This window comes from Porphyrobacter sp. AAP82 (genome assembly GCF_000331285.1).
Classification (GTDB): Bacteria; Pseudomonadota; Alphaproteobacteria; order Sphingomonadales; family Sphingomonadaceae; genus Erythrobacter.
This window is the reverse complement of sequence record NZ_ANFX01000008.1, coordinates 123,706-143,460: the sequence shown is the minus strand read 5'-3', so window position 1 is coordinate 143,460 and position 19,755 is coordinate 123,706. Positions and strand designations below refer to the sequence as shown.

At 66.8% G+C, this 19,755-nt stretch carries 21 protein-coding genes; 14 read left to right on the top strand and 7 right to left on the bottom strand.

Annotated elements, in window-relative coordinates:
• Positions 1–6: 6 nt before the first annotated feature.
• Genes D620_RS0101570 through D620_RS0101555 form a run of 4 tightly spaced genes read right to left on the bottom strand, consistent with a single transcriptional unit; the run spans position 7 to position 3,798 of the window.
• Positions 7–417 carry a DUF3052 family protein gene (locus D620_RS0101570; protein ID WP_033375831.1) on the bottom strand — a complete coding sequence of 137 codons (411 nt, stop codon included), beginning with the start codon at positions 415–417 and terminating at the stop codon, positions 7–9.
• Positions 417–2,654: a phosphoribosylformylglycinamidine synthase subunit PurL gene (gene purL / locus D620_RS0101565; RefSeq protein ID WP_017664027.1), complete on the bottom strand. Its 2,238-nt coding sequence runs from the start codon at positions 2,652–2,654 to the stop codon at positions 417–419. Before purL ends, D620_RS0101570 begins: the two co-directional genes overlap by 1 nt.
• 30 nt (positions 2,655–2,684) lie before the next feature.
• Positions 2,685–3,359: a hypothetical protein gene (locus D620_RS0101560; protein WP_017664026.1), complete on the bottom strand. Its 675-nt coding sequence runs from the start codon at positions 3,357–3,359 to the stop codon at positions 2,685–2,687.
• A 1-nt stretch (position 3,360) separates the two neighbouring features.
• Positions 3,361–3,798, bottom strand: a complete 438-nt coding sequence (locus tag D620_RS0101555) for a DUF2177 family protein (RefSeq protein WP_017664025.1) — start codon at positions 3,796–3,798, stop codon at positions 3,361–3,363.
• A gap of 75 nt (positions 3,799–3,873) precedes the next feature.
• On the opposite strand from D620_RS0101555, the gene D620_RS0101550 reads away from it, so the two are divergent.
• The 14 genes from D620_RS0101550 to D620_RS0101485 all read left to right on the top strand — a co-directional run bounded on the left by D620_RS0101550 (position 3,874) and on the right by D620_RS0101485 (position 17,125).
• Positions 3,874–4,146, top strand: a complete 273-nt coding sequence (locus D620_RS0101550) for an exodeoxyribonuclease VII small subunit (RefSeq protein WP_026091869.1) — start codon at positions 3,874–3,876, stop codon at positions 4,144–4,146.
• 4 nt (positions 4,147–4,150) lie between these two features.
• Positions 4,151–5,062: a polyprenyl synthetase family protein gene (locus D620_RS0101545; RefSeq protein ID WP_017664023.1), complete on the top strand. Its 912-nt coding sequence runs from the start codon at positions 4,151–4,153 to the stop codon at positions 5,060–5,062.
• A 20-nt stretch (positions 5,063–5,082) separates the two neighbouring features.
• Positions 5,083–5,847 carry an AIM24 family protein gene (locus D620_RS0101540; RefSeq protein ID WP_017664022.1) on the top strand — a complete coding sequence of 255 codons (765 nt, stop codon included), beginning with the start codon at positions 5,083–5,085 and terminating at the stop codon, positions 5,845–5,847.
• A 34-nt stretch (positions 5,848–5,881) separates the two neighbouring features.
• Positions 5,882–6,394, top strand: a complete 513-nt coding sequence (gene coaD / locus D620_RS0101535; protein ID WP_017664021.1) for a pantetheine-phosphate adenylyltransferase — start codon at positions 5,882–5,884, stop codon at positions 6,392–6,394.
• 90 nt (positions 6,395–6,484) lie between these two features.
• Positions 6,485–7,216 (top strand): peptidylprolyl isomerase, encoded by a 732-nt coding sequence (locus D620_RS0101530; RefSeq protein ID WP_017664020.1) that lies wholly within the window; start codon positions 6,485–6,487, stop codon positions 7,214–7,216.
• A gap of 43 nt (positions 7,217–7,259) precedes the next feature.
• Positions 7,260–8,297 carry a tRNA preQ1(34) S-adenosylmethionine ribosyltransferase-isomerase QueA gene (gene queA, locus D620_RS0101525; protein ID WP_017664019.1) on the top strand — a complete coding sequence of 346 codons (1,038 nt, stop codon included), beginning with the start codon at positions 7,260–7,262 and terminating at the stop codon, positions 8,295–8,297.
• Positions 8,298–8,306: 9 nt separating this feature from the next.
• Entirely contained in the window at positions 8,307–9,254 is a 948-nt protein-coding gene (locus D620_RS0101520; RefSeq protein ID WP_017664018.1) for an ABC transporter ATP-binding protein, read from the top strand.
• Positions 9,254–10,021 (top strand): ABC transporter permease, encoded by a 768-nt coding sequence (locus tag D620_RS0101515; RefSeq protein WP_017664017.1) that lies wholly within the window; start codon positions 9,254–9,256, stop codon positions 10,019–10,021. Before D620_RS0101520 ends, D620_RS0101515 begins: the two co-directional genes overlap by 1 nt.
• Positions 10,022–10,179: 158 nt before the next feature.
• The gene (locus D620_RS0101510) at positions 10,180–10,758 is read left to right on the top strand and encodes a hypothetical protein (protein WP_017664016.1); all 579 of its coding nucleotides are present in this window, start codon (positions 10,180–10,182) and stop codon (positions 10,756–10,758) included.
• Positions 10,759–10,871: 113 nt separating this feature from the next.
• The gene (gene tgt / locus D620_RS0101505) at positions 10,872–12,008 is read left to right on the top strand and encodes a tRNA guanosine(34) transglycosylase Tgt (RefSeq protein ID WP_017664015.1); all 1,137 of its coding nucleotides are present in this window, start codon (positions 10,872–10,874) and stop codon (positions 12,006–12,008) included.
• Positions 12,009–12,058: 50 nt separating this feature from the next.
• Entirely contained in the window at positions 12,059–14,086 is a 2,028-nt protein-coding gene (locus D620_RS0101500) for an alpha/beta hydrolase family protein (RefSeq protein WP_017664014.1), read from the top strand.
• A 54-nt stretch (positions 14,087–14,140) separates the two neighbouring features.
• Positions 14,141–14,452, top strand: coding sequence for a chorismate mutase (locus tag D620_RS0101495; protein ID WP_017664013.1), 312 nt, complete (start codon positions 14,141–14,143; stop codon positions 14,450–14,452).
• A gap of 21 nt (positions 14,453–14,473) precedes the next feature.
• The gene (locus D620_RS0101490; protein ID WP_017664012.1) at positions 14,474–15,580 is read left to right on the top strand and encodes an AraC family transcriptional regulator; all 1,107 of its coding nucleotides are present in this window, start codon (positions 14,474–14,476) and stop codon (positions 15,578–15,580) included.
• 78 nt (positions 15,581–15,658) lie between these two features.
• Complete coding sequence (locus tag D620_RS0101485; RefSeq protein ID WP_017664011.1) at positions 15,659–17,125, top strand: S41 family peptidase; 1,467 nt, start codon at positions 15,659–15,661, stop codon at positions 17,123–17,125.
• Between the two features lie 63 nt (positions 17,126–17,188).
• On the opposite strand, the gene rpsD is transcribed toward D620_RS0101485, so the two are convergent.
• From rpsD to D620_RS0101470, 3 genes are all read right to left on the bottom strand, one after another.
• Positions 17,189–17,803: a 30S ribosomal protein S4 gene (gene rpsD / locus D620_RS0101480; RefSeq protein ID WP_017664010.1), complete on the bottom strand. Its 615-nt coding sequence runs from the start codon at positions 17,801–17,803 to the stop codon at positions 17,189–17,191.
• Between the two features lie 178 nt (positions 17,804–17,981).
• Positions 17,982–18,833 carry an FkbM family methyltransferase gene (locus tag D620_RS15615; protein ID WP_017664009.1) on the bottom strand — a complete coding sequence of 284 codons (852 nt, stop codon included), beginning with the start codon at positions 18,831–18,833 and terminating at the stop codon, positions 17,982–17,984.
• 169 nt (positions 18,834–19,002) lie between these two features.
• Complete coding sequence (locus D620_RS0101470) at positions 19,003–19,749, bottom strand: RNA methyltransferase (RefSeq protein WP_017664008.1); 747 nt, start codon at positions 19,747–19,749, stop codon at positions 19,003–19,005.
• Positions 19,750–19,755: the final 6 nt, after the last annotated feature.

Genomic DNA, 19,755 nt, shown 5'->3' with positions numbered 1-19,755 from the left:
CTGCGCTCAGCGCAGTTCCTTGCGGATCACCAGCTTGAGGCCCGGCCAGGTCTCGTCGATCGCGCAGACCTTGGTGTCGACGAGGCCGAGCGGCAGGCACAGCTCTCGGATCGTGTCCTCGGTGATGTCGGTCGCAACCTTTGCAGCCGTTTTGGGCCAGCTCACCCAGATTTGACCGGCAGGCGCGATTCTGTGGCGGAGCGCCGCAAGGTGCGCTGCGAGCGCGGCTTTCTGGGTGACGAAGACATGCGCGGCATCGATCCCCTCGGCCGGATCGGCGACGAAGGTCAGTTCGAGCGCATATTCGTCGATCTCGTCGATCACGTGTTCGGGCATGGCATCGAACCACACCCGCATCCCGTCGCGCAAGGCGAGCTTCTTGGCGAGCGGCGTCCCGGAATAGCCGGAAGGCGCCATCAGGCTTCCATCCACTCCGCGAAGAAGCGCTGGTTGGCCGCGCGCAAGGTCGCCAGCGGCACGCCCAGCACGCTGTCGCCGCCGACCGTGCCGATCCGCTGGAAGCCGATCTGCGCGGTCTCGTCGTTGCGGGTGCCCTTGGACAGCGCCGCATTGAGCGCCGCGACATCGGGGACGGTGACCAGATAGCGCCCCTGATCCTCGCCGAACCACCACTGTGCCGGGATATAGGCGGGGTTGCCGTCTTCGGTCTCGGCGCCGATCCCGCCTGCGAGCGCCATTTCGGCAAGCGCGACCGCGAGGCCGCCGTCGGAAAGGTCATGCACCGCGTTGACGAGACCGTCGGCGATCAGTTCGTGGATGATGGCGCCCGCGTTCTTCTCGACCGTCAGATCGGTTGGCGGGGTGCGGCCGCCTTCCACGCCCTTGACCACGCGCAGCCACAGCGACTGGCCGAGATGCGAGCGGGTCGGATCGGGCTTCGCCCAGAATTCGGGGCCGACGAGGTAGATCGCATCGCCCGCCTGCTTGAAGTGCATGGTCATCATCTTCGCAAGGTCGGTGATGATGCCCACGCCGCCGATCGCCGGGGTGGGAAGGATCGCGCTGCCGCCGCCGGTCGCCTTGCTTTCGTTGTAGAGGCTGACGTTGCCCGAAACGATGGGGAAGTCCAAAGCGCGGCAGGCATCGCCCATGCCGTCCAATGCGTGTACGATCTGCGCCATGATCTCGGGGCGCTGGGGATTGGCGAAGTTCAGGCAATTGGTCACCGCCAGCGGCCGCGCGCCCACCGCGCACAGGTTGCGATAGGCTTCGGCAATCGCCTGCTTGCCGCCCTCGTAGGGGTCGGCAAAGACATAGCGCGGGGTGCAATCAGTGGTGATCGCGAGCGCCTTCGTCGTCCCGTGAACCCGCACCACGCCGGCATCCCCCCCGGTCTGGAGCGTATCGGCGCCGACCTGCGAATCGTACTGCTCGGCAATCCAGCGGCGCGAGGCGAGGTCGGGGGAAGCCATGAGGGCGAGGAGATCGGCCGCCACGTCGTCGCTCGCAGGCACTTCGCCCAGCGGCTTGACGCCCGCCCATGCCGCATATTCCTCCTTCGAGAGGTAGGGGCGGTCATAAAGCGGCGCCTCGTCGGCCAGCGGGGCGAGCGGGATGTCGCACACCACCTCGCCATTGAATTCGAGCACCATGTGACCGGTGTCCGTGACTTCGCCGATCACCGCGAAATCGAGCTCCCATTTGCGGAAGATCGCCTCGGCCATCGCCTCCTTGCCGGGCTGGAGCACCATCAGCATCCGCTCCTGGCTTTCCGAGAGCATCATCTCGTAGGGGGTCATGCCGACCTCGCGGCAGGGGACCTTGTTCATGTCGAGCCTGATCCCCGCGCCGCCCTTCGAGGCCATTTCGACGCTGGAGGAGGTGAGACCCGCCGCGCCCATGTCCTGAATGGCGACGATCGCGTCGGTCGCCATCAGTTCGAGGCAGGCTTCGATCAGCAGCTTTTCGGTGAAGGGATCGCCGACCTGCACGGTCGGGCGCTTGGCTTCGGCATCCTCGCCGAAATCGGCGCTCGCCATGGTCGCGCCGTGGATCCCGTCGCGCCCGGTCTTGGAGCCGACATAGACGATGGGGTTCCCGAGACCGGTCGCCGCCGAATAGAAGATCTTGTCCTGATCCGCGACGCCCACGGTCATCGCGTTGACGAGGATGTTGCCATCGTAGGCCGGGTGGAAGTTGGTCTCGCCCGCGACCGTCGGCACGCCGACGCAATTGCCGTAGCCGCCGATCCCCGCGACCACGCCCTGCACCAGATGCTTCATCTTGGGATGATCGGGCCGCCCGAAGCGCAGCGCATTGGCATTGGCCATCGGCCGCGCGCCCATCGTGAACACATCGCGCAGGATGCCGCCCACGCCCGTCGCCGCGCCCTGATAGGGTTCGATGTAGGAGGGGTGGTTGTGGCTCTCCATCTTGAAGATCGCCGCCTGCCCATCGCCGATGTCGATCACGCCCGCATTCTCGCCCGGGCCGCAGATCACCCAGGGGGCTTCGGTGGGCAGCTTCTTGAGGTGGATGCGCGAGGACTTGTAGGAGCAATGCTCCGACCACATTACCGAAAAGATGCCGAGTTCCACGAGGTTCGGCTCGCGGCCCAGCGCGTGGAGCACGCGGGCATATTCCTCGGGGGAAAGGCCGTGCTGTTCGACGATTTCGGGGGTGATGGCGGTCATGGTCGGGGACTCCTTGGCGCGCCCTCTAGATCACCGTGCCGAAGACGCCAAGCCGCCGCGTCGGCGGAACCAGCGATTCTCCCCGACCCACGCGGCAATCACTGTCAGCAGCGCGAAGGCGACGAGCGCCTGGATATAGACGAACGGCCCCGCCTCCGCAGGGTGCGGGGCAAACCAGTTGACCAGCTGGAGCGCCAGCAGCACCCCCGCCAGCACCAGCGGCGGGCCTGCGGGTCCGCGCGTGCGCAGCAGATAGAAGGCAAAGGCACCCAAGGTCAGGCCCAGTTCCAGCGGGATCGCCACCCACGGCATGTTCCACAGCCCGAGCCCGAGCCTTGGCGGCGTGCCGTCGAGCGTCAGATCCGGGACGTGGACCACGAAGTCGAGCAGCCAGTGCGAAAGCACCACCAGTCCCGCCAGCACCCCCAGCCGCAGGCTGCGCCGGTAAATCCCGATCACCCCGAGAAACGCCGCCGCCCAGATTGCCGCGCCAAGCAGGCTGTGGGTGTAGGGCATGTGGTAGAGATCGAAGGGCACCATCACGCTCGCCTGCGGGTCGATGCGCATCGCCTCGATCCCGAGAATCGCGAGAGTGAAGAACCCCCAGTCGATCAGCTGTCCGGCCACGAACATCGCCCCCAGCCGCGGCCGCTCGGGGCTGACCGCGGCGGCGACGAAGGCGGGGGCGAAGTGGCCGATGAACATGTCAGGCGCCCGCGGTTGCGGCGGCCGGGGCGAATTTCAGCACCGCCCAGCAGGCGATCGCGCTCGCCGCTCCGGTCACGAAGGCGCCCCACAGGATGTCGAGCACGCTGACATGGGTCGCCCAGACCTTCATCACGGCCTGCGAGGTAAGATCGAAGGTCGCATAGCACAGCGCGCCCAGCAGGATGCCGTTGAGCAGCGCCGCCTGCACGCCGCCGCCGGTGAGGCCCGGCTTGATCGCGAACCAGCAGATGCCGGCGATGTAGATGAGGTAGAAGGCCACCGCCGCGCCCGCGTTGAACTTCTCGGCCATGATCTCGCCGATCACCGGCTTGTAGAGATTGCCCGCCGCCCAGCGCAGCCAGACGATGTCGAATGCCAGAAACGCGACGGCCGCGATGCCGTAGGCGATGATCCACTTCAGCAGCATGAAGGTCATAATCCCGTGATGGTTGGTCCCGCCCCGTCCGCGCAGCCTTGACCGCACCGCCGCGCCCCGTCAATGCTCGCGCACATGGACGAGGGCACTTCATCACCGGCGGCAGCTGCGCCGGATATTTCCGCCATGAGCTTCGAGCAGGCATTGGCCGCGCTCGAGGCGATCGTGCAGCAGCTGGAGCGCGGAGATGTGCCGCTCGACCAGTCGATAAGCCTCTACGAACGCGGCGAAGCCTTGCGCGCGGCGTGCCAGCAGCGGCTCGATGCGGCGCAGGCGCGGATCGAACGGATCGTGACCGCCGCCGATGGCCGCGCGGCCGGCACCCGCCCCTTCGATACGGAGGGCTGAGGCGATGCTGGTGGAAGCCACGGGCAATAGGCTCGCCCAGGAAATCCGGCGCGTCCAGGCCGAGATCGATTCGCTGTTCGATGCGCTGCTCCCCGTGCCCGATGACACCTCGGCGCGGCTTGTCGAGGCGATGCGCTATGCCGCCATCGGCGGAGGCAAGCGGGTCCGCCCGCTATTGGTGGCAAGCACCGCCGCCTTGTTCGGCGTCTCGCGCGGTGCCGCGCTGCGCGCCGGGGCGGCGATCGAGGCGATCCATGTCTATTCGCTGATCCACGATGATCTGCCCTGCATGGACAATGACGACCTGAGGCACGGCAAGCCCACCTTGCACAGGGCCTATGACGAAGCGACTGCGGTGCTGGCGGGCGATGCGCTGCACGCGCTCGCCTTCGAGATCCTCGCCGATGATGCCACCAGCGAGGATCCCTTCACCCGCTCCGAACTGATCCTCACCCTCGGACAGGCGAGCGGCATGGGCGGGATGGCGGGCGGCCAGATGATGGACATGGTCGCCGACGAGGAGGGTGTGGTCTATGATCTTCAGGCGATCACCCGGCTCCAGCAATTGAAGACCGGCGCGCTGCTGGCCGCGGCGGTCGAGATGGGCGCGATCCTCGGCAAGGTGCCGCCGCAGGGCAGGGCGCACCTCAGGGCCTATGCCCGCGACATCGGCCTTGCCTTCCAGATCGCCGATGACCTGCTCGATGTCGAAGGCGATATCGAAAAGGCCGGCAAGGCGCTGCGCAAGGACAATGAACAGGGCAAGCAGACCTTCGTGACGCTGATGGGGATCGACAAGGCCCGCGAACAGGCGCGCGCGCTGGTCGATCAGGCCGTGCTGCGCCTCGCCTCCTATGGCGGCGAGGCCGATATCCTGCGCGCCCTCGCGCGCTTCATCGTCGAACGCGACCGGTAGTCCGGCAAGGGGAAAGAGCAATGGCGTTCCGTCAATGCATCCAGGAAGAAAGCCGCGGCGGCGTGACGATGCGGGTGCACCGCTATGTCGAGAAGAAGATGGTCGCGCGCGGCCTGCCGACCGGGGTCGAGGGCCAGCTCCACTACATCGCCGAGCCGACCGAGGTGCACCAGCTCGAGATCGAGTTGAACAATGGCTCGGTGCTGATCCAGCCGGGCGCGCTGCAATATTCCTACGGCAACCTTGCCGTCGACGTGATCAAGCACGAGGCGAACAAGGGCTTCTTCGCCCGCGCCGCTGCCTCGGCCGCGACCGGCGAGAGCGCGCATGCGACCCGCTATTCGGGATCGGGCACGATCTGGTGCGAGCCGGTGCGCCGCCATTTCATCCTTGCCACCATGGACGGCCCCCAGGACGCGCTGCTGCTCGACGACAAGGCCTTCTATGCCTGCGCGGCGGAGATATCGCTTTCCACCCATATGCACGCCTCGATCCAGGGGCTGTTTTCGGGCAATGGTCTGGCCCAGCCCAAGATCACCGGTGCGGGCGTGTTTGCGGTCGAAAGCCCGGTGCCGGTCTTCGAGATCGACGAGGTCGCGGTGAAGCCCGGGCAGGAAGTGGTCGTCGATGGCGATTTCATGCTGATGTATTCGGCAAGCCTCGATGTGAACATCGGCCCGCTGGTGTCGGGCCTGCGCAGCGCGCTTCGCTCGGGCGAGGGCTTTGTCTACAAGCTGCGAGGGTCCGGCAGCGTGTGGGTCACCCCTTCCGCGCGGATCGCCTGACGGCTGCGCGCGCTGAAAACGGGAGAGCAATAACATGACACGCCGCGTCGGGATCTATCCCGGGACCTTCGATCCCATCACTCTGGGCCATGCCGACATCATCCGCCGCGGCTCCAAGCTCGTCGACTGGCTGATCATCGGGGTCACCACCAATCCTTCCAAGAACCCGATGTTCTCGACCGAGGAACGCTTTCGCATGGTCGAGCGCGAGGTCGCCAATCTCGGGCTCGGCAATGTCGAGGTGGTCGGCTTCAATGCCCTGCTGGTGAAGTTCGCCCAGAAACAGGGCGCCAGCGTCATCATCCGCGGTCTGCGCGCGGTCGCCGACTTCGAGTACGAATACCAGATGGCCGGCATGAACCAGCAGCTCGATGAGGAAATCGAGACCGTGTTCCTGATGGCCGATGTCTCGTTGCAGCCGATCGCTTCCAAGCTGGTCAAGGAAATCGCGGTCTATGGCGGGGACATCGCCAGGTTCGTCAGCCCCGAGGTGTGCCAGGACGTGATGGCCCGCGTGCGCGAACAGGGGCTGAAGGGCGATTACTGAGCCGCAGCATCGTCCCCGGCTGCGGCTTCCTCATTCATTGCACTGACAGACCGGCAGGGCTACACGGCCTCCCGCAATCCGGATGGAACCATGATCAAAGCCAAGCTCGCCTCTGCCCTTGCCGTCATCGCCTTTCTCGCCGCCCCGGGCGCGGCCCTCGCGCAGAAGCAGAAGGACGACACGCCCCCGGTGGCCTTCGGCGAGAATGCCGAAAAGCCCGACAAGGACGCGGCGGTCCCTGCGCGCACCTATGCCGCGATCAACTATGATGCCGGCGTCGATCCCGAGAGCATCTGGGTGCTCGACCTGTCCAACGGCCAGCGCGTCAAGATCCGCCTGATGGCCGACTGGGCGCCCGGGCATGTCGAGCGCATCAGGACGCTGACCCGCGCGGGCTTTTACGACGGCGTGGTGTTCCACCGCGTGATCGAAGGCTTCATGGCGCAGGGCGGGGACCCCACCGGCACCGGACAGGGCGGGAGCGAGCTTCCCGACCTCAAGGCCGAATTCAACCCGATGCCCCACGTGCGCGGCACCCTGTCGATGGCCCGCGCCGCCGAGGAAGACAGCGCCAACAGCCAGTTCTTCATCGTCTTCTACCCGCGCTTCAGCCTCGACAAGAAATACACCAATCTGGGCCGGGTGATCGAGAACATGGAAGCGGTCGACGCGATCAACCGCGGCGAGCCGCCTTCGAGCCCGACCTATATCGTCCAGGCCTCGATCGCGGCTGACGGCAAGGCCCCGCCCCCGCCGCCCGCGCCGGCTGCCGCTGACGGGCCGGTCACGCTCGACATGCTCAACGCCGCCTCGAGCAAGTAAGCCTCTTGCCGCTTCCTGCGCCTTCCCGCTAGGCGCGCGGGCCATGAAGGTTGACCTGTTCGATTTCGATCTGCCGCCAGAGCGGATCGCGCTGCGCCCGGTGCGCCCGCGCGATGCAGCGCGGATGCTGGTGGTGCGCGGGCAAGATGCCCCGTTCGAGGATGCGGGCGTGCGCGATCTGCCGCAGCTCCTCTCGCCGGGCGACGTGCTCGTCTTCAACGACACCCGCGTCATTCCCGCCCAGCTCGAAGGCCGCCGCGCTGACGGGGAGGCCAGGATCGGCGCGACGCTCCACAAGCGCATCGATCTGCGCCGCTGGCAGGCCTTCCTCAAAAACGCCAAGCGGGTGAAGATCGGCGACCATCTGGTGTTCGGCGGCGGGGTCACCGCCATCGCCGAGGAACGCCATGCCGACGGCTCGCTCACCTTGCTCTTCGAGGGCGATGAACCAGTCGAAGTCCTGCTCGACCGCGCCGGCACCATGCCGCTGCCGCCCTATATCGCCAGCAAGCGCGGCGTGGACCCTCTTGACCTTGAAGACTACCAGACGATGTTCGCGCGCGAGGAAGGCGCAGTCGCCGCCCCCACCGCCTCGCTGCACTTCACGCAAAGGCTGATCGATGCGCTGGACGCCGCCCGGATCGGCCGGGCGATGCTGACGCTGCATGTCGGCGCGGGCACCTTCCTCCCGGTCAAGGCCGAGGATACCGAGGATCACCGGATGCACGCGGAATTCGGCCGCATCCCGCAGGCGACCGCCGACCAGCTGAACGCCGCGCGCGCTGCCGGGGGCCGGATCATCGCGGTCGGCACCACGGTCCTGCGGCTGCTCGAAAGCGCGGTGGACGAGCGCGGCGTGATCCAGCCTTTCGCCGGGGACACCGCGATCTTCATCACGCCGGGCTACAGGTTCAAGGCGGTGGACGGGCTGATGACCAATTTCCACCTCCCCAGATCGACTCTGGTGATGCTGGTCAGCGCGCTGATGGGGCGCGAGCGGATGATGGCCGCCTACCAATCTGCGATAGAACGCGAATACCGCTTCTATTCCTATGGTGACTCCTCGCTGCTCCTTCCGTAACCGGGTGGCATGTCCGAACCCATTCTCTCGATCCGCGGCCTCACCAAGACCTATCGTGGCGGCACCCGCGCGCTCGATGCGGTCGATCTCGATATCCATGCGGGCGAGATTTTCGCGCTGCTCGGGCCCAACGGAGCGGGCAAGACGACGCTGATCGGCGCGGTGTGCGGGCTGGTGCGGCCTTCGGGCGGGACGATCACCGCCTTCGGGCATGACCTTGCACGCGACTGGCGCCGTGCGCGTGCACGGATCGGCCTGGTCCCGCAGGAACTCGCCACCGACATGTTCGAGACCGTGTGGCGCGCGGTCGCCTATTCGCAAGGGTTGTTCGGCAAGCCTTACGACCCTGCGCGGCTCGAGGAGATCCTCAAGGGCCTCTCGCTGTGGGACAAGAAGGACGCGCAGATCCGCGCGCTATCGGGCGGGATGAAGCGCCGTGTGCTGATCGCCAAGGCCCTGGCGCACGAGCCCGAACTCTTGTTCCTCGATGAGCCGACCGCGGGCGTCGATGTCGAACTGCGCAAGGGCATGTGGGACCAGATCGCCGCATTGAAGCAGCGCGGCGTGACGATCATCCTCACCACCCACTATATCGAGGAAGCCGAGCTGATGGCCGACCGCGTCGGGATCATCGAGGGCGGACGGATCCGCATGGTCGATGAAAAGCGCGCGATGATGGAGCGTCTGGGCACCACCGAGGCGGTGATCGATCTGGCCGCACCGCTCGGCGAAATTCCGCCTGCGCTTGCCGGCTTTGCGCTTGAACTGTCGCAAGCGGGCACGCGCCTTACCTATCGCGGCGGGAACGGGGAGGGCAGGGGCCGCGCCGAGGTCGCCCAGCTGGCCCAGGCGCTGACCCGGGCAGGGATCGCCTTCACCAGCCTCGACATTCACGACAGCTCGCTCGAGGACATCTTTGTCGGCCTGCTCGGCAAGCAGGCGCAGGAGGCCGCGTGATGCACTTCAACCCCCGCAGCGCCTTTGCCATCTACCAGCGCGAGATGTCCCGCGCCTTTCGCACCGCGTTCCAGTCGATCCTTTCCCCAGTGCTGACGACCTCGCTCTATTTCGTGGTGTTCGGCTCGGTCATCGGCGCGCGGATGGAGCCGGTCGGCGGGGTGCCCTATGGCGCCTTCATCATCCCCGGCCTCTTGATGCTGACCCTCCTGGGCGAGACCACCAGCAATGCGAGCTTCGGCATCTACATGCCGCGCTTCACCGGCACGATCTACGAACTGCTCTCCGCCCCCGTGGGCGTCGCCGAGACGCTCGCGGGGTTCGTCGGCGCGGCGGCGACCAAGGGCCTGATCCTGGCCGCCATCATCCTCGCCACCGCGCGGCTTTTCGTCGATTACGAGATCGCCCATCCGCTGCTGGCGATGGTCTACATCATGCTGGTCGCATCGAGCTTTGCGCTGTTCGGCTTCGTGCTCGGCATCTGGGCGGACAGCTTCGAGAAGCTCGGCATCATCCCGATGCTGATCCTGACCCCGCTCACATTTCTCGGGGGCACCTTCTATTCGATCCGCGATCTTCCGCAGCCCTGGGATGCGATTGCGCTCGCCAATCCCATCGCTTTCCTCGTGAGCGGGCTGCGCTATGCCTTCTACGGCGTGTCCGACGTGCCGATTGCGGTCTCGCTCGGCCTGACGCTCGGCTTTCTGGCGGTTTGCACGATCATCATCGCAGTGATCTTCCGGACCGGATGGCGGCTCAGAGAGTAATCCAGGTTAGACTTTAATTTCATTGTTCTGGAATTATGCACCGTCAATCCGACATTAACGATCACGCCTAGATTCGTTCATTTCACAGACAATCCGCGCTTCCTAGCCCCTGTCCGACGTCGCACCTCCCGCGGCGCTTAGACAAGGACGGATAGAACATGAGGAAGCTCGTCTTCACATCGCTTGGCGCAGCCGGCGCGCTGGCGCTCCCCGCCGCGGCCCAGGCCCAGGACACCACCAAGCCCGACATCACCATCGGTGCCTCGGTCGGTCTGCATGACCTCGGCGTCGATCTCGGCGATCTCGATGCCGACGACGGCGAATTCGATGAACTCGACATCGACGACAGCGCCGAAATCTTCGGCGCCTTTGCTGCGGCCGATTTTCCGGTCGGCGAAAGCCTGTTTGCCGGGGTCGAAGGCAATTTCCACTTCGGCAGCGGCCCGATCGAATCCGAATACGGCGTCGCTGGCCGCCTCGGCTTCAGGACCGAGGGCGGCAGCAAGATCTACGCCCGCGGCGGTTACCAGTGGGTCGATCTCGATCTCGAGAACCTGACCGGCGTCAGCGAGGATTTCCTCGACGAGAACGATATCGACGTGGCTGACGTGGGCGGCGATTATCTCGTCGGCGTCGGGCTTGAAGTGCCGGTGAGCCGCGTGGTGCTGCGCGCCAATGTCGATACCATCGCGTTCGACACGCTGCGCGGCACGGTGGGCGTCGGGTTCAAGTTCTGATCCGTCGCCGCATCGGCTGATGAGCGAAGGGGCAGGGGACACGAGGCACGTTTCCCTGCCCCTTTTGCATGCGGGTGACAGCGCCCCGCCGGCGCGCTAGGGGCACCGGCGCAATGACCGCCCCCCGTTTTTCCTTCACGCTCCACGCGACCTCAGGCAAGGCGCGCACCGGCACGATCGCGATGCAGCGCGGAGAGATCCGCACGCCTGCCTTCATGCCGGTCGGCACGGCGGCCACGGTCAAGGCGATGAAGCCCGAGGCGGTGCGCCAGACCGGCGCGGACATCATCCTCGGCAACACCTACCACCTGATGCTGCGCCCCGGCGCCGAGCGTGTCGCGCGGCTTGGCGGGCTTCACCGCTTCATGAACTGGGAGCGCCCGATCCTCACCGACAGCGGCGGCTATCAGGTGATGAGCCTCAGCGAATTGCGCAAGCTCACCGAGGAGGGGGTTGAATTCCGCAGCCATCTCGATGGCTCCAAGCACATGATTTCCCCCGAACGGAGCATGGAAATCCAGCGCCTGCTCGGCAGCGACATCGTCATGGCCTTCGACGAATGCCCCCGCGCCGATCGCCCGCGCGACGAGATCGCCGCCAGCATGGAGCTGTCGATGCGCTGGGCAAGGCGCAGCCGCGACGGGTTCGACAGTGGCGAAGAGCACGCGTCCCGCGCCGCGCTGTTCGGCATCCAGCAGGGCGCGCTCCACGAGGACCTGCGCCGCATCAGCGCCGACCAGCTCACCGACATCGGCTTCGATGGCTATGCGGTGGGCGGCCTTGCGGTGGGCGAGGGACAGGAGGCGATGTTCGGCGTGCTCGACTATGCGCCCGGCATGCTCCCCGCCGATCGCCCGCGCTATCTGATGGGGGTCGGCAAGCCCGATGACCTCGTCGGCGCGGTCGAACGGGGCATCGACATGTTCGATTGCGTGCTGCCCACGAGGTCCGGCCGCAACGGGCAGGCCTTCACATGGGCAGGGCCGCTCAACCTCAGGAATGCGCGCCACGCCGAGGATACCGGACCGCTCGATCCGCGCTGCCGGTGCCCGGTCTGCACCACCTATGCGCGCGCCTATATCCACCACCTCGTCAAATCGGGCGAGATGCTGGGCGCGATGCTGGTTACCGAGCACAACCTCAGCTTCTATCAATCGCTGATGCAGGCGATGCGCGACGCGATTGCGGCGGACAGTTTTGCGCGCTTCGCCAAGCAGTTCCGCGCCGATTATCTGCACCCGAAGGCTTGAAGGCTGCGCGCTGCTTGCTATCCTCGGCGCTTCCCGGGTTGGAGCTTTGCATGACATCTGCCGCATTTTCCGCGCTGCTGCGCGCGGGCACCGCCTGTGTGCTGGCCGCAGCGCCGGCTGCGCTCGCCGCCCAGCAGGCCGCCGCTGCGACGGACGATCTTGCCCGGACCGCGCAGCTCTTCGGCGCGCGCGAGACGGTGCGCGACATCAGCCTGTCGCCCTCGGGCAGCAAGATCGTCTACGTCTCGGCCGGTCCCGGTTCCTCCGAAGTGCTGACCGTCATCGACCTTGCGGGCGACGCCAAGCCCAGAGTCATCACCGTCAACAATGATGTCCAGTCCGATCTCGAGCAATGCGAATGGGCGACCGAGACGCGGATCGTGTGCCAGGTCTATGGCATGACGCGCAACGAGGACGGGCTGCTCTTGCCCTATGACCGCCTGTTCGCCCTCGATGATGACGGGACCAAGGCCAGGGTGCTGACGATGCGTCAGTCGGCGCTCGCGCTGGAAGCGCTGCAATTCGGCGGCGACGTGATCGCGCTCGATGTGGCCGGTGAGCCCGGCAAGGTGCTGCTGACCCGCAACTACGTCCCCGAAAACACCACCGGCACCCGCCTTGCGAGCGAGGCCGAGGGGATGGGGATCGATCTGGTCGATGCGACAAGTGGCAAGCACGAAGTCTACGAGACCCCCGACAAGATGGCCTCGCGCTATGTCGCCGATGCGGCGGGGCGGGTGCGGATCAAGGTGCGCTCGCTGCGCGATGGCAACGGGCTTGCGACCGGCAGGACCCTCTATTTCTACCGCACCGCCGATAGCGACAGCTGGAAGCCCTTCGAGGGCCTGACGATCGACGGCCAGCCTGTTGCCACCTTCGTCCCGCGCTCGGTCGATAGCCAGCGCAATGTCGCCTTCGGCTTCATCGAAAAGGACGGGTTCAGCGCCATCGCCGAATTCCCGCTCGACGGGAGCGGCGCGGGCAAGCTCCTGCTCGCGCGCAGCGATGTCGATGTCGACACCCTGCTGCGCATCGGCCGCCAGCGCCGCGCGGTAGGCGCGAGCTACGCGACCGAGAAGCGCGCCATCGCCTATTTCGACCCGGCGCTGGCCAAGATCGCCGCCGATCTCGGCAAGGCGCTGCCCGACAAGCCGGTGGTCAACATCGTCGGCGCGAGCGCGGACGAGAGCCGGCTGCTGCTGATTGCCTCCTCCGATACCCAGCCGGGCATGGTCTACCTGTTCGACCGGACGGCCCGCACCCTCGAGCCGCTGATCGCGGTGCGCGCCAATCTGGCCAATGTGCCGCTCGGCAAGATGCAGGCGGTGACCTATCCGGCGGCCGACGGCACGCCGATCCCGGCCTATCTGACCCTCCCGCCGGGCTCGGACGGCAGGGGGCTTCCCGCTGTGGTCCTGCCCCATGGCGGCCCTGCGGCGCGCGACGAATGGGGGTTCGACTGGATCGTCCAGTTCCTCACCGCGCGCGGGTTTGCCGTGCTCCAGCCCAATTACCGCGGCTCGGCAGGCTATGGCGAGACCTGGTACGGCCGCAACGGCTTCAAGGCGTGGGACGTCGCGATCGGCGATGTCAATGATGCGGGCCGCTGGCTGGTTGCGCAGGGGATCGCCAGGGCCGACCAGCTTGCCATCGCGGGCTGGTCTTACGGGGGCTATGCCGCGCTGCAATCGCAGGTGCTCGATCCGGCGCTGTTCAAGGCGGTGGTGGCGATCGCGCCGGTGACCGATCTCGGCTACCTCGTGGATGACGCGCGCGCCTATACCACCGCGCGCATCGTCAAGGACCAGATCGGAACCGGCGATCACGTCGCCGCCGGCAGCCCGCGCCGCTTCGCCGCGCGCTTTGCCGCGCCCGTCGCGCTGTTCCACGGAACGCTCGACCTCAATGTCGAGGTGCGCCATTCGCGCGGGATGGAGGCGGCGCTGAAGGCGGCGGGCAAATCGGTGCTCTACCGCGAGTATCCCGATTTGCAGCACGATCTGGGCGACAGTGCCGTGCGCGCCGCGATGCTGGCCGATATCGGACAGTTTCTCGACACTGCGCTGGGCCGCAAGTGAGCTTCGCGCGAAGGCACTCGACAAGTCCGGCCTGCACCGCCTAGGGCGAGCGCCATGAAGGATACACCGCGCGCCCCCGACGACTGCCAGACCATGCCCGAGGTGCGTGCCGGGGTCGATGCGCTGGACCGCGAGCTGGTCGCGCTGCTGGCAAAGCGCTTCGGCTACATGCGCGCCGCCGCCCGCATCAAGCCGGGCCGCGAGGCGGTGCGTGACGAGGCGAGGAAAGCGAGCGTGATTGCCGCCGCCATCGCCGAGGCACAGGCCCATGGCATCCCGGGCGACGTCGTCGGCGATATCTGGGAACGGCTTGTCGAAGGCTCGATCGCCTATGAATTCAACGAGTGGGACAGGATCAGGGCCTGAACCGGCACGCGGCGGGGGGGAATGAGTGATCTCGCCTTTGGCTGGCGCACCGCGCTGCTGCTGGTGGCCTTCATCCAGCTGCTGCTGATCGCCGCCGCGCTGCTGCGGCCGCTTGAAAACCGCGCCTCCAACCGGACCCTGGCCGCGCTGCTGGTGGTGCTGGCGGGCATCATCACCCCCTGGATGATCGGCTTTGCGGGGTTCTATGACCGGTGGCAGTGGCTCAGCTTCGTGCCGGTCGCGATCACGCTGGCGGCGGCGCCGCTCTTCTGGATCTATGTCCACGCGCTGGTGAACGGGCACTGGCCGCAGCGGGGCATCTGGCACCTCGCCCCGGCCATGGTGCAGTTCGCCTATCTCGCCGTCTGCTTTGTCGCCCTGCCGCTGCCGGTGAAGGATGCCTGGCTGGGGCTTCAGGCCCCCCTCTACAACGCGCTCGCCGGGCTTGGGGTGATGATCGGTCTTGCCGCCTATGGCCGCGCGAGCCTTGCGCTCATTATCCGCTACCGCACCGAATTGCCGCAGCAGGTCGCCGACGAGCATCGCTATGCGCTGGGCTGGCTGGGGCAGGCGATGGCGGCGCTGTTCATCCTTCTGGCGGTGTGGACTCTGTTCGGGGTATGGGACTTCATCACCCCGCTGGGCTATACCGGGCTGATGGGGCTCTATCTGGCGATCGCGGCAATCGCGCTGTTTCTGGGCATTCAGGGTCTGCGCCATGCCGACCGCCGCTTCCCGATGATCGCCGTCCCTGCTCTCGACACCGTGCCCGAGCGGGACTGGGCGGCGCTTGGCGAGGAATGGGCGGGCACCACCCGCGACAGGCGCTGGCACACCGATCCCGATCTCAGCCTCGCCTTGCTGGCGCGGCGGCTCGGCACCAACACCGGCTACCTTTCACGCGCGCTGAACGAGGGGCTGGGGGTGAACTTCTCGACTTTCGTCAACCGTCTGCGCTGCGAGAGCGTGGCCGAGGCGCTGGCGGCGGGGCGCGGCGATGATCTGCTCGACCTCGCGCTCGAAGCCGGGTTCAGCTCCAAGGCGAGCTTCAACCGCGCTTTCCGTGCCGAATACGGCTGCACGCCGTCCGAATATCGCGCGCGGGCGGACGTCTCAAAACCCGAATAATCCGCGTCCCATGCGCTTTTGCAGCGCAGGCCGCCATACGAGAGGGCATCCGGGCCTCCTGACGACAAGGAGACGATCATGCTGGACAGGCGGGGTTTCATCGGCGCGGGCGGGCGATTGGCAGCGGGCGGCACGGCGCTGACGATGCTTCCCGGGACGCTTGCGGCGCAAGGCGCGGGCACGCCCGACGACATGACGGTCCTGCGCGGCGCGCTCGGTCTGCATCCCGGCCTCTACCGCTACAACTCCCCGCGCGAGATCGAGGCGGGGCTGGTGTGCCTCGAGACGGCCCTCGCCCGCGCCGAGACCCGCGCCGATCGTTTCGTGGCGATCCAGCGCTTCCTTTCGGCGATCCGCTGCGGGCACACCCAGTGCAATTTCTACAACCAGTCCGACGCCCTCACCGCCGAGCTGTTCGACCGCCCGACACGGGTGCCCTTCGCCTTCGCGTGGCTGGGCGATGCGATGGTGGTGACCGCGGATCTGAGCGGCACCGGCAAGCTTGCCCCCGGCACGCGGATCATCACGCTCAATGGCTTGCCGGTCTCCGACATCCTCTACCGCCTCCTCCCCCTGACCCGCGCCGATGGCCACAATGATGCCAAGCGCCGCGTCCAGCTGGAGATGCGCAACACCGATCGTTTCGATTATTTCGACATCTATCAGGGCCTGCTGCTGCCCCCCGAAGGCGGGGTGACCCGCCTGACGGCGCAGCGTCCCGACGGGAGCGAGTTTGCTGCGGAATTCCCCGCAATCGGCCTTGCGGCGCGGCAGGCGGCGATCACGGTGCCCGAGGATGATGGCAAGACCACCCCGCTGTGGACCTGGGAGATGCGCGGCGATGTCGCGGTGCTCACCATGCCGACCTGGGTGATGTACAACACCCGGTGGGACTGGCAGGGCTGGCTCGACGAGCGGCTTGCGAGCCTTTCGGGCGCGCGCGGCCTTGTGGTGGATCTGCGCGACAACGAAGGCGGGAACGAGTGCGGGAACGCGATCCTCTCGCGCCTGACCGACAAGGACATCCAGTTCCCCGGATACCGCCAACTGGTGCGCTTTCGCGAAACGCCGACGGCGCTCGATCCTTTTCTCGATACCTGGGACCGCAGCTTCCGCAAGATGGGGGTCGGCGCCAGCGATGTCGGCGGCGGGTTCTACCAGCTCCCCGGCCAGAGCGAGGAGACCGACGTCATTCCCGCCAGATCGCCGCGCCTCAGCGCGCCGGTGGCGGCGCTGATCTCGCCCGTGTGCAGTTCGGCGACCTTCTCCTTTGCGCGGCGGGCGAAGGAATCGGGGCTGGTGCAGCTGTTCGGCGAGACTTCGGGCGGGAACCTCAGGGGGATCAACGGCGGGGCCTATTTCTTCGTGCGCCTGCCGCAATCGGGGATCGAGTTCGATGTGCCGCTGATCGGCTATTACCCGGCCGCGCCGCAGCCCGATGCCGGCGTCGATCCGGACGTGTTCATCCCGCGCACGATCGCCGATATTGCCGCCGGGCGGGATGCATGCATGGCGGCGGCGATCGATTGGGCGATGCGCGGCTGAGCCAGGCAAAAAGGGCGGCCCCGCGGGACCGCCCTTTTGTGTCTCTTGCGATACCGCGAAGGATCAGCGCGAGTAGAACTCGACCACCAGGTTCGGTTCCATCGTCACCGGATAGGGCACTTCGTCGAGCTTCGGCACGCGGGTGAAGGTCACCTTGTCGGTGCCGTCGGGCATGACGTAGTCGGGGATGTCACGCTCGGCCAGGCTCTGCGCTTCGATCACCAGCGCCATTTCCTTGGCCTTGCTGCCGAGGCTGACGACATCGCCCACGTTCACGCGGCGCGAGGCGATGTTGCACTTCTGGCCGTTCACATAGATGTGGCCGTGGCTGACGATCTGGCGCGCGGCGAAGATGGTCGGCGCGAACTTGGCGCGGTAGACCACCATGTCGAGGCGCTGTTCGAGCAGGCCGATCAGGTTCTGGCTGGTGTCGCCCTTCATGCGCGAGGCTTCGAGATAGTTGCGCTTGAACTGCTTTTCGGTGACGTCGCCATAATAGCCCTTGAGCTTCTGCTTGGCGCGCAGCTGGAGGCCGTAGTCGCTCATCTTGCCCTTGCGGCGCTGGCCGTGCTGGCCGGGACCGTAGGACCGCTTGTTCACCGGGGAATTCGGGCGGCCCCAGATGTTTTCGCCCATGCGGCGGTCAAGCTTGTGCTTGGCGCTCTTGCGCTTCGACATACGTCGTATCCTTCAATGTGCTGGATCGGCCCAGTGCCGACCATTCAACCCGGCATCGCTCCGTCGGAACGAAACTCCCGACGCGGCGCCTGCTTCACCGGGGTGCAGGGCCCATTTGCGAAGGCGCGCGCATAGCAGGAACCTGCCACAGGTCAAGCGGTCAGATGCCTGGCGCTCCTCAGGCGCGTTGGCGATGGGGCTCGGCGATGCCCTGCTCGAAGGCGGGGATCCGTTCGAGCGGCACGGGCGAGGGGCCGGCGAGGACATCGAAGTGCTTGCCCCGCCCGAAGCGCTTCAGCTTGGCGAAGCCCGCGCGGTAGAGCGCACGGCAAATCGTGGCGTTGTCGGTCCAGCGGTTGTCGTGCTCGTAGAAGATGCCGATCACATTGGCCGCATGGCGCGAGGCGAGCAGTTCCTCGATGATGACCGGCTCGTGCCCCTCGACATCGATCTTGACGAACAGTGGCAGGCCCGGCGGGAGATGCGCGTCGAGCCCCGCCATGGTGACGAGTTCGATCGTGATGCTCTCGCAGTCGCTGCGCTCGGCCATATGCGCCTCGAGGCTCGCCTGGCCGCTGTGCACCGGGTTGATGGTGATGGCGTGCATGCCCGCGGTGTCCGACAGCCCGACATTGAGCGCCAGCGCCCGTTCGCCCAGCTCCGCCAGCGCGAGGTTGGCGGCGAGCAGCCGGTGCGTCGCGGGGACGGGTTCGAGCGCGACGATCCGCTCACACATGGGATTTTGCGCCGCAATCAGCGAGAACAGGCCCTGATTTGCGCCGATGTCGAGAAAGGCGAAAGGCCGGTCGATGCTGGCGAGCAGATCGGCAAGGTAGGGCCCGTAGGTGCCGTATTGGCAATAGGCAAAGGTGCGGTCCGCCCAGTTGCTTTCCATCACGACCCCGTAGACCGAGCGCGCCGCGCGCGGGCCTGCCGTGCCGCGCAGCCTGTCCGCGATCAGATGGGCGTGGCGCATGGCGCGCGCGCGGATGACGCGCAGGTGCCGCCACAGCAGGAAATCGCGGGTCATCCGGGCTTGGGAATGGTCGGGCCAGGCCTGAGGATCAAGCGCACAGGCCGGCGCGGCAACGGGTTCGACAATCCGCATCTGTTTTTGCTGGCCCCGTTGGCGACTTCCCCGTGGCCTATCGAAATATTGCGGCATTTTTGCTACGTTCGCGTGACCGCTTTTCGAACGGCTATTCCTCGGGCGGGCGTTCGAGGCTGCTGAGGATGCCGCGCAAGGTGCGCACCTCGAGATGGTTCCAGCCCGGCTTGGTGAGCAATCCGCGCAGCGTCCGCCGCGTCGCCCCTGCGCGCGAGTGCGGGAAGAAATAGCCGCGCGGTTCCAGCAGCTTCTCGAAATGCGCGATCATGCCGTCGAGCTCGTCCTGGGGGGCGGGGGGGAGGGCGTCCTCGCGCGTCGGCTGCACCAGCGCTTCCCCGGCACCGGCGATCTCGCGGCCGATGCGCGCCCATTCATAGGCGACAAGGATCACCGCCTGCGCGAGGTTCAGCGAACCGAATTCGGGATTGATCGGCACGGTCAGGATATTGCGGGCGAGCGCCACGTCCTCGGTCTCCAGCCCCGAGCGTTCCGGGCCGAAGATGATCGCGTGGCGGCCGGCGAGGGTGTGGACCTGCCGTCCGGCCTCGTCGGCGCCGATCACCGGCTTGGTGACGCCGCGCTTCCTGACGGTGGTGGCGTGGACATGCGCGCAGTCGGCAACCGCTGCGGCGGTGGTTTCGAACACCTGCGCCTGTTCGAGCACGACATCCGCGCCCGCTGCAGCTGGACCCGCCGAAGGGTTGGGCCAGCCGTCGCGCGGGGCGACGAGCCGCATCTCGGTCAGCCCGAAATTGAGCATCGCGCGCGCCGCCTTGCCGATGTTCTCGCCCAGCTGCGGGCGCACCAGCACGATCACCGGCTTGTTGAGACCTGACATGATCTG

Bases quoted from the DNA above. Each gene is read 5' to 3' on its own strand.
- coaD (WP_017664021.1), top strand. From the start codon at position 5,882: ATGACACGCCGCGTCGGGATCTATCCCGGGACCTTCGATCCCATCACT.
- D620_RS0101490 (WP_017664012.1), top strand. From the start codon at position 14,474: ATGAGTGATCTCGCCTTTGGCTGGCGCACCGCGCTGCTGCTGGTGGCC.
- D620_RS0101570 (WP_033375831.1), bottom strand. From the start codon at position 417: ATGGCGCCTTCCGGCTATTCCGGGACGCCGCTCGCCAAGAAGCTCGCC.
- D620_RS0101485 (WP_017664011.1), top strand. From the start codon at position 15,659: ATGCTGGACAGGCGGGGTTTCATCGGCGCGGGCGGGCGATTGGCAGCG.
- D620_RS0101560 (WP_017664026.1), bottom strand. From the start codon at position 3,359: ATGTTCATCGGCCACTTCGCCCCCGCCTTCGTCGCCGCCGCGGTCAGC.
- D620_RS0101500 (WP_017664014.1), top strand. From the start codon at position 12,059: ATGACATCTGCCGCATTTTCCGCGCTGCTGCGCGCGGGCACCGCCTGT.
- D620_RS0101550 (WP_026091869.1), top strand. From the start codon at position 3,874: ATGGACGAGGGCACTTCATCACCGGCGGCAGCTGCGCCGGATATTTCC.
- D620_RS0101555 (WP_017664025.1), bottom strand. From the start codon at position 3,798: ATGACCTTCATGCTGCTGAAGTGGATCATCGCCTACGGCATCGCGGCC.
- D620_RS15615 (WP_017664009.1), bottom strand. From the start codon at position 18,833: ATGACCCGCGATTTCCTGCTGTGGCGGCACCTGCGCGTCATCCGCGCG.
- purL (WP_017664027.1), bottom strand. From the start codon at position 2,654: ATGACCGCCATCACCCCCGAAATCGTCGAACAGCACGGCCTTTCCCCC.
- D620_RS0101530 (WP_017664020.1), top strand. From the start codon at position 6,485: ATGATCAAAGCCAAGCTCGCCTCTGCCCTTGCCGTCATCGCCTTTCTC.
- rpsD (WP_017664010.1), bottom strand. From the start codon at position 17,803: ATGTCGAAGCGCAAGAGCGCCAAGCACAAGCTTGACCGCCGCATGGGC.
- D620_RS0101510 (WP_017664016.1), top strand. From the start codon at position 10,180: ATGAGGAAGCTCGTCTTCACATCGCTTGGCGCAGCCGGCGCGCTGGCG.
- queA (WP_017664019.1), top strand. From the start codon at position 7,260: ATGAAGGTTGACCTGTTCGATTTCGATCTGCCGCCAGAGCGGATCGCG.
- D620_RS0101540 (WP_017664022.1), top strand. From the start codon at position 5,083: ATGGCGTTCCGTCAATGCATCCAGGAAGAAAGCCGCGGCGGCGTGACG.
- D620_RS0101495 (WP_017664013.1), top strand. From the start codon at position 14,141: ATGAAGGATACACCGCGCGCCCCCGACGACTGCCAGACCATGCCCGAG.
- D620_RS0101470 (WP_017664008.1), bottom strand. From the start codon at position 19,749: ATGTCAGGTCTCAACAAGCCGGTGATCGTGCTGGTGCGCCCGCAGCTG.
- D620_RS0101520 (WP_017664018.1), top strand. From the start codon at position 8,307: ATGTCCGAACCCATTCTCTCGATCCGCGGCCTCACCAAGACCTATCGT.
- tgt (WP_017664015.1), top strand. From the start codon at position 10,872: ATGACCGCCCCCCGTTTTTCCTTCACGCTCCACGCGACCTCAGGCAAG.
- D620_RS0101515 (WP_017664017.1), top strand. From the start codon at position 9,254: ATGCACTTCAACCCCCGCAGCGCCTTTGCCATCTACCAGCGCGAGATG.
- D620_RS0101545 (WP_017664023.1), top strand. From the start codon at position 4,151: ATGCTGGTGGAAGCCACGGGCAATAGGCTCGCCCAGGAAATCCGGCGC.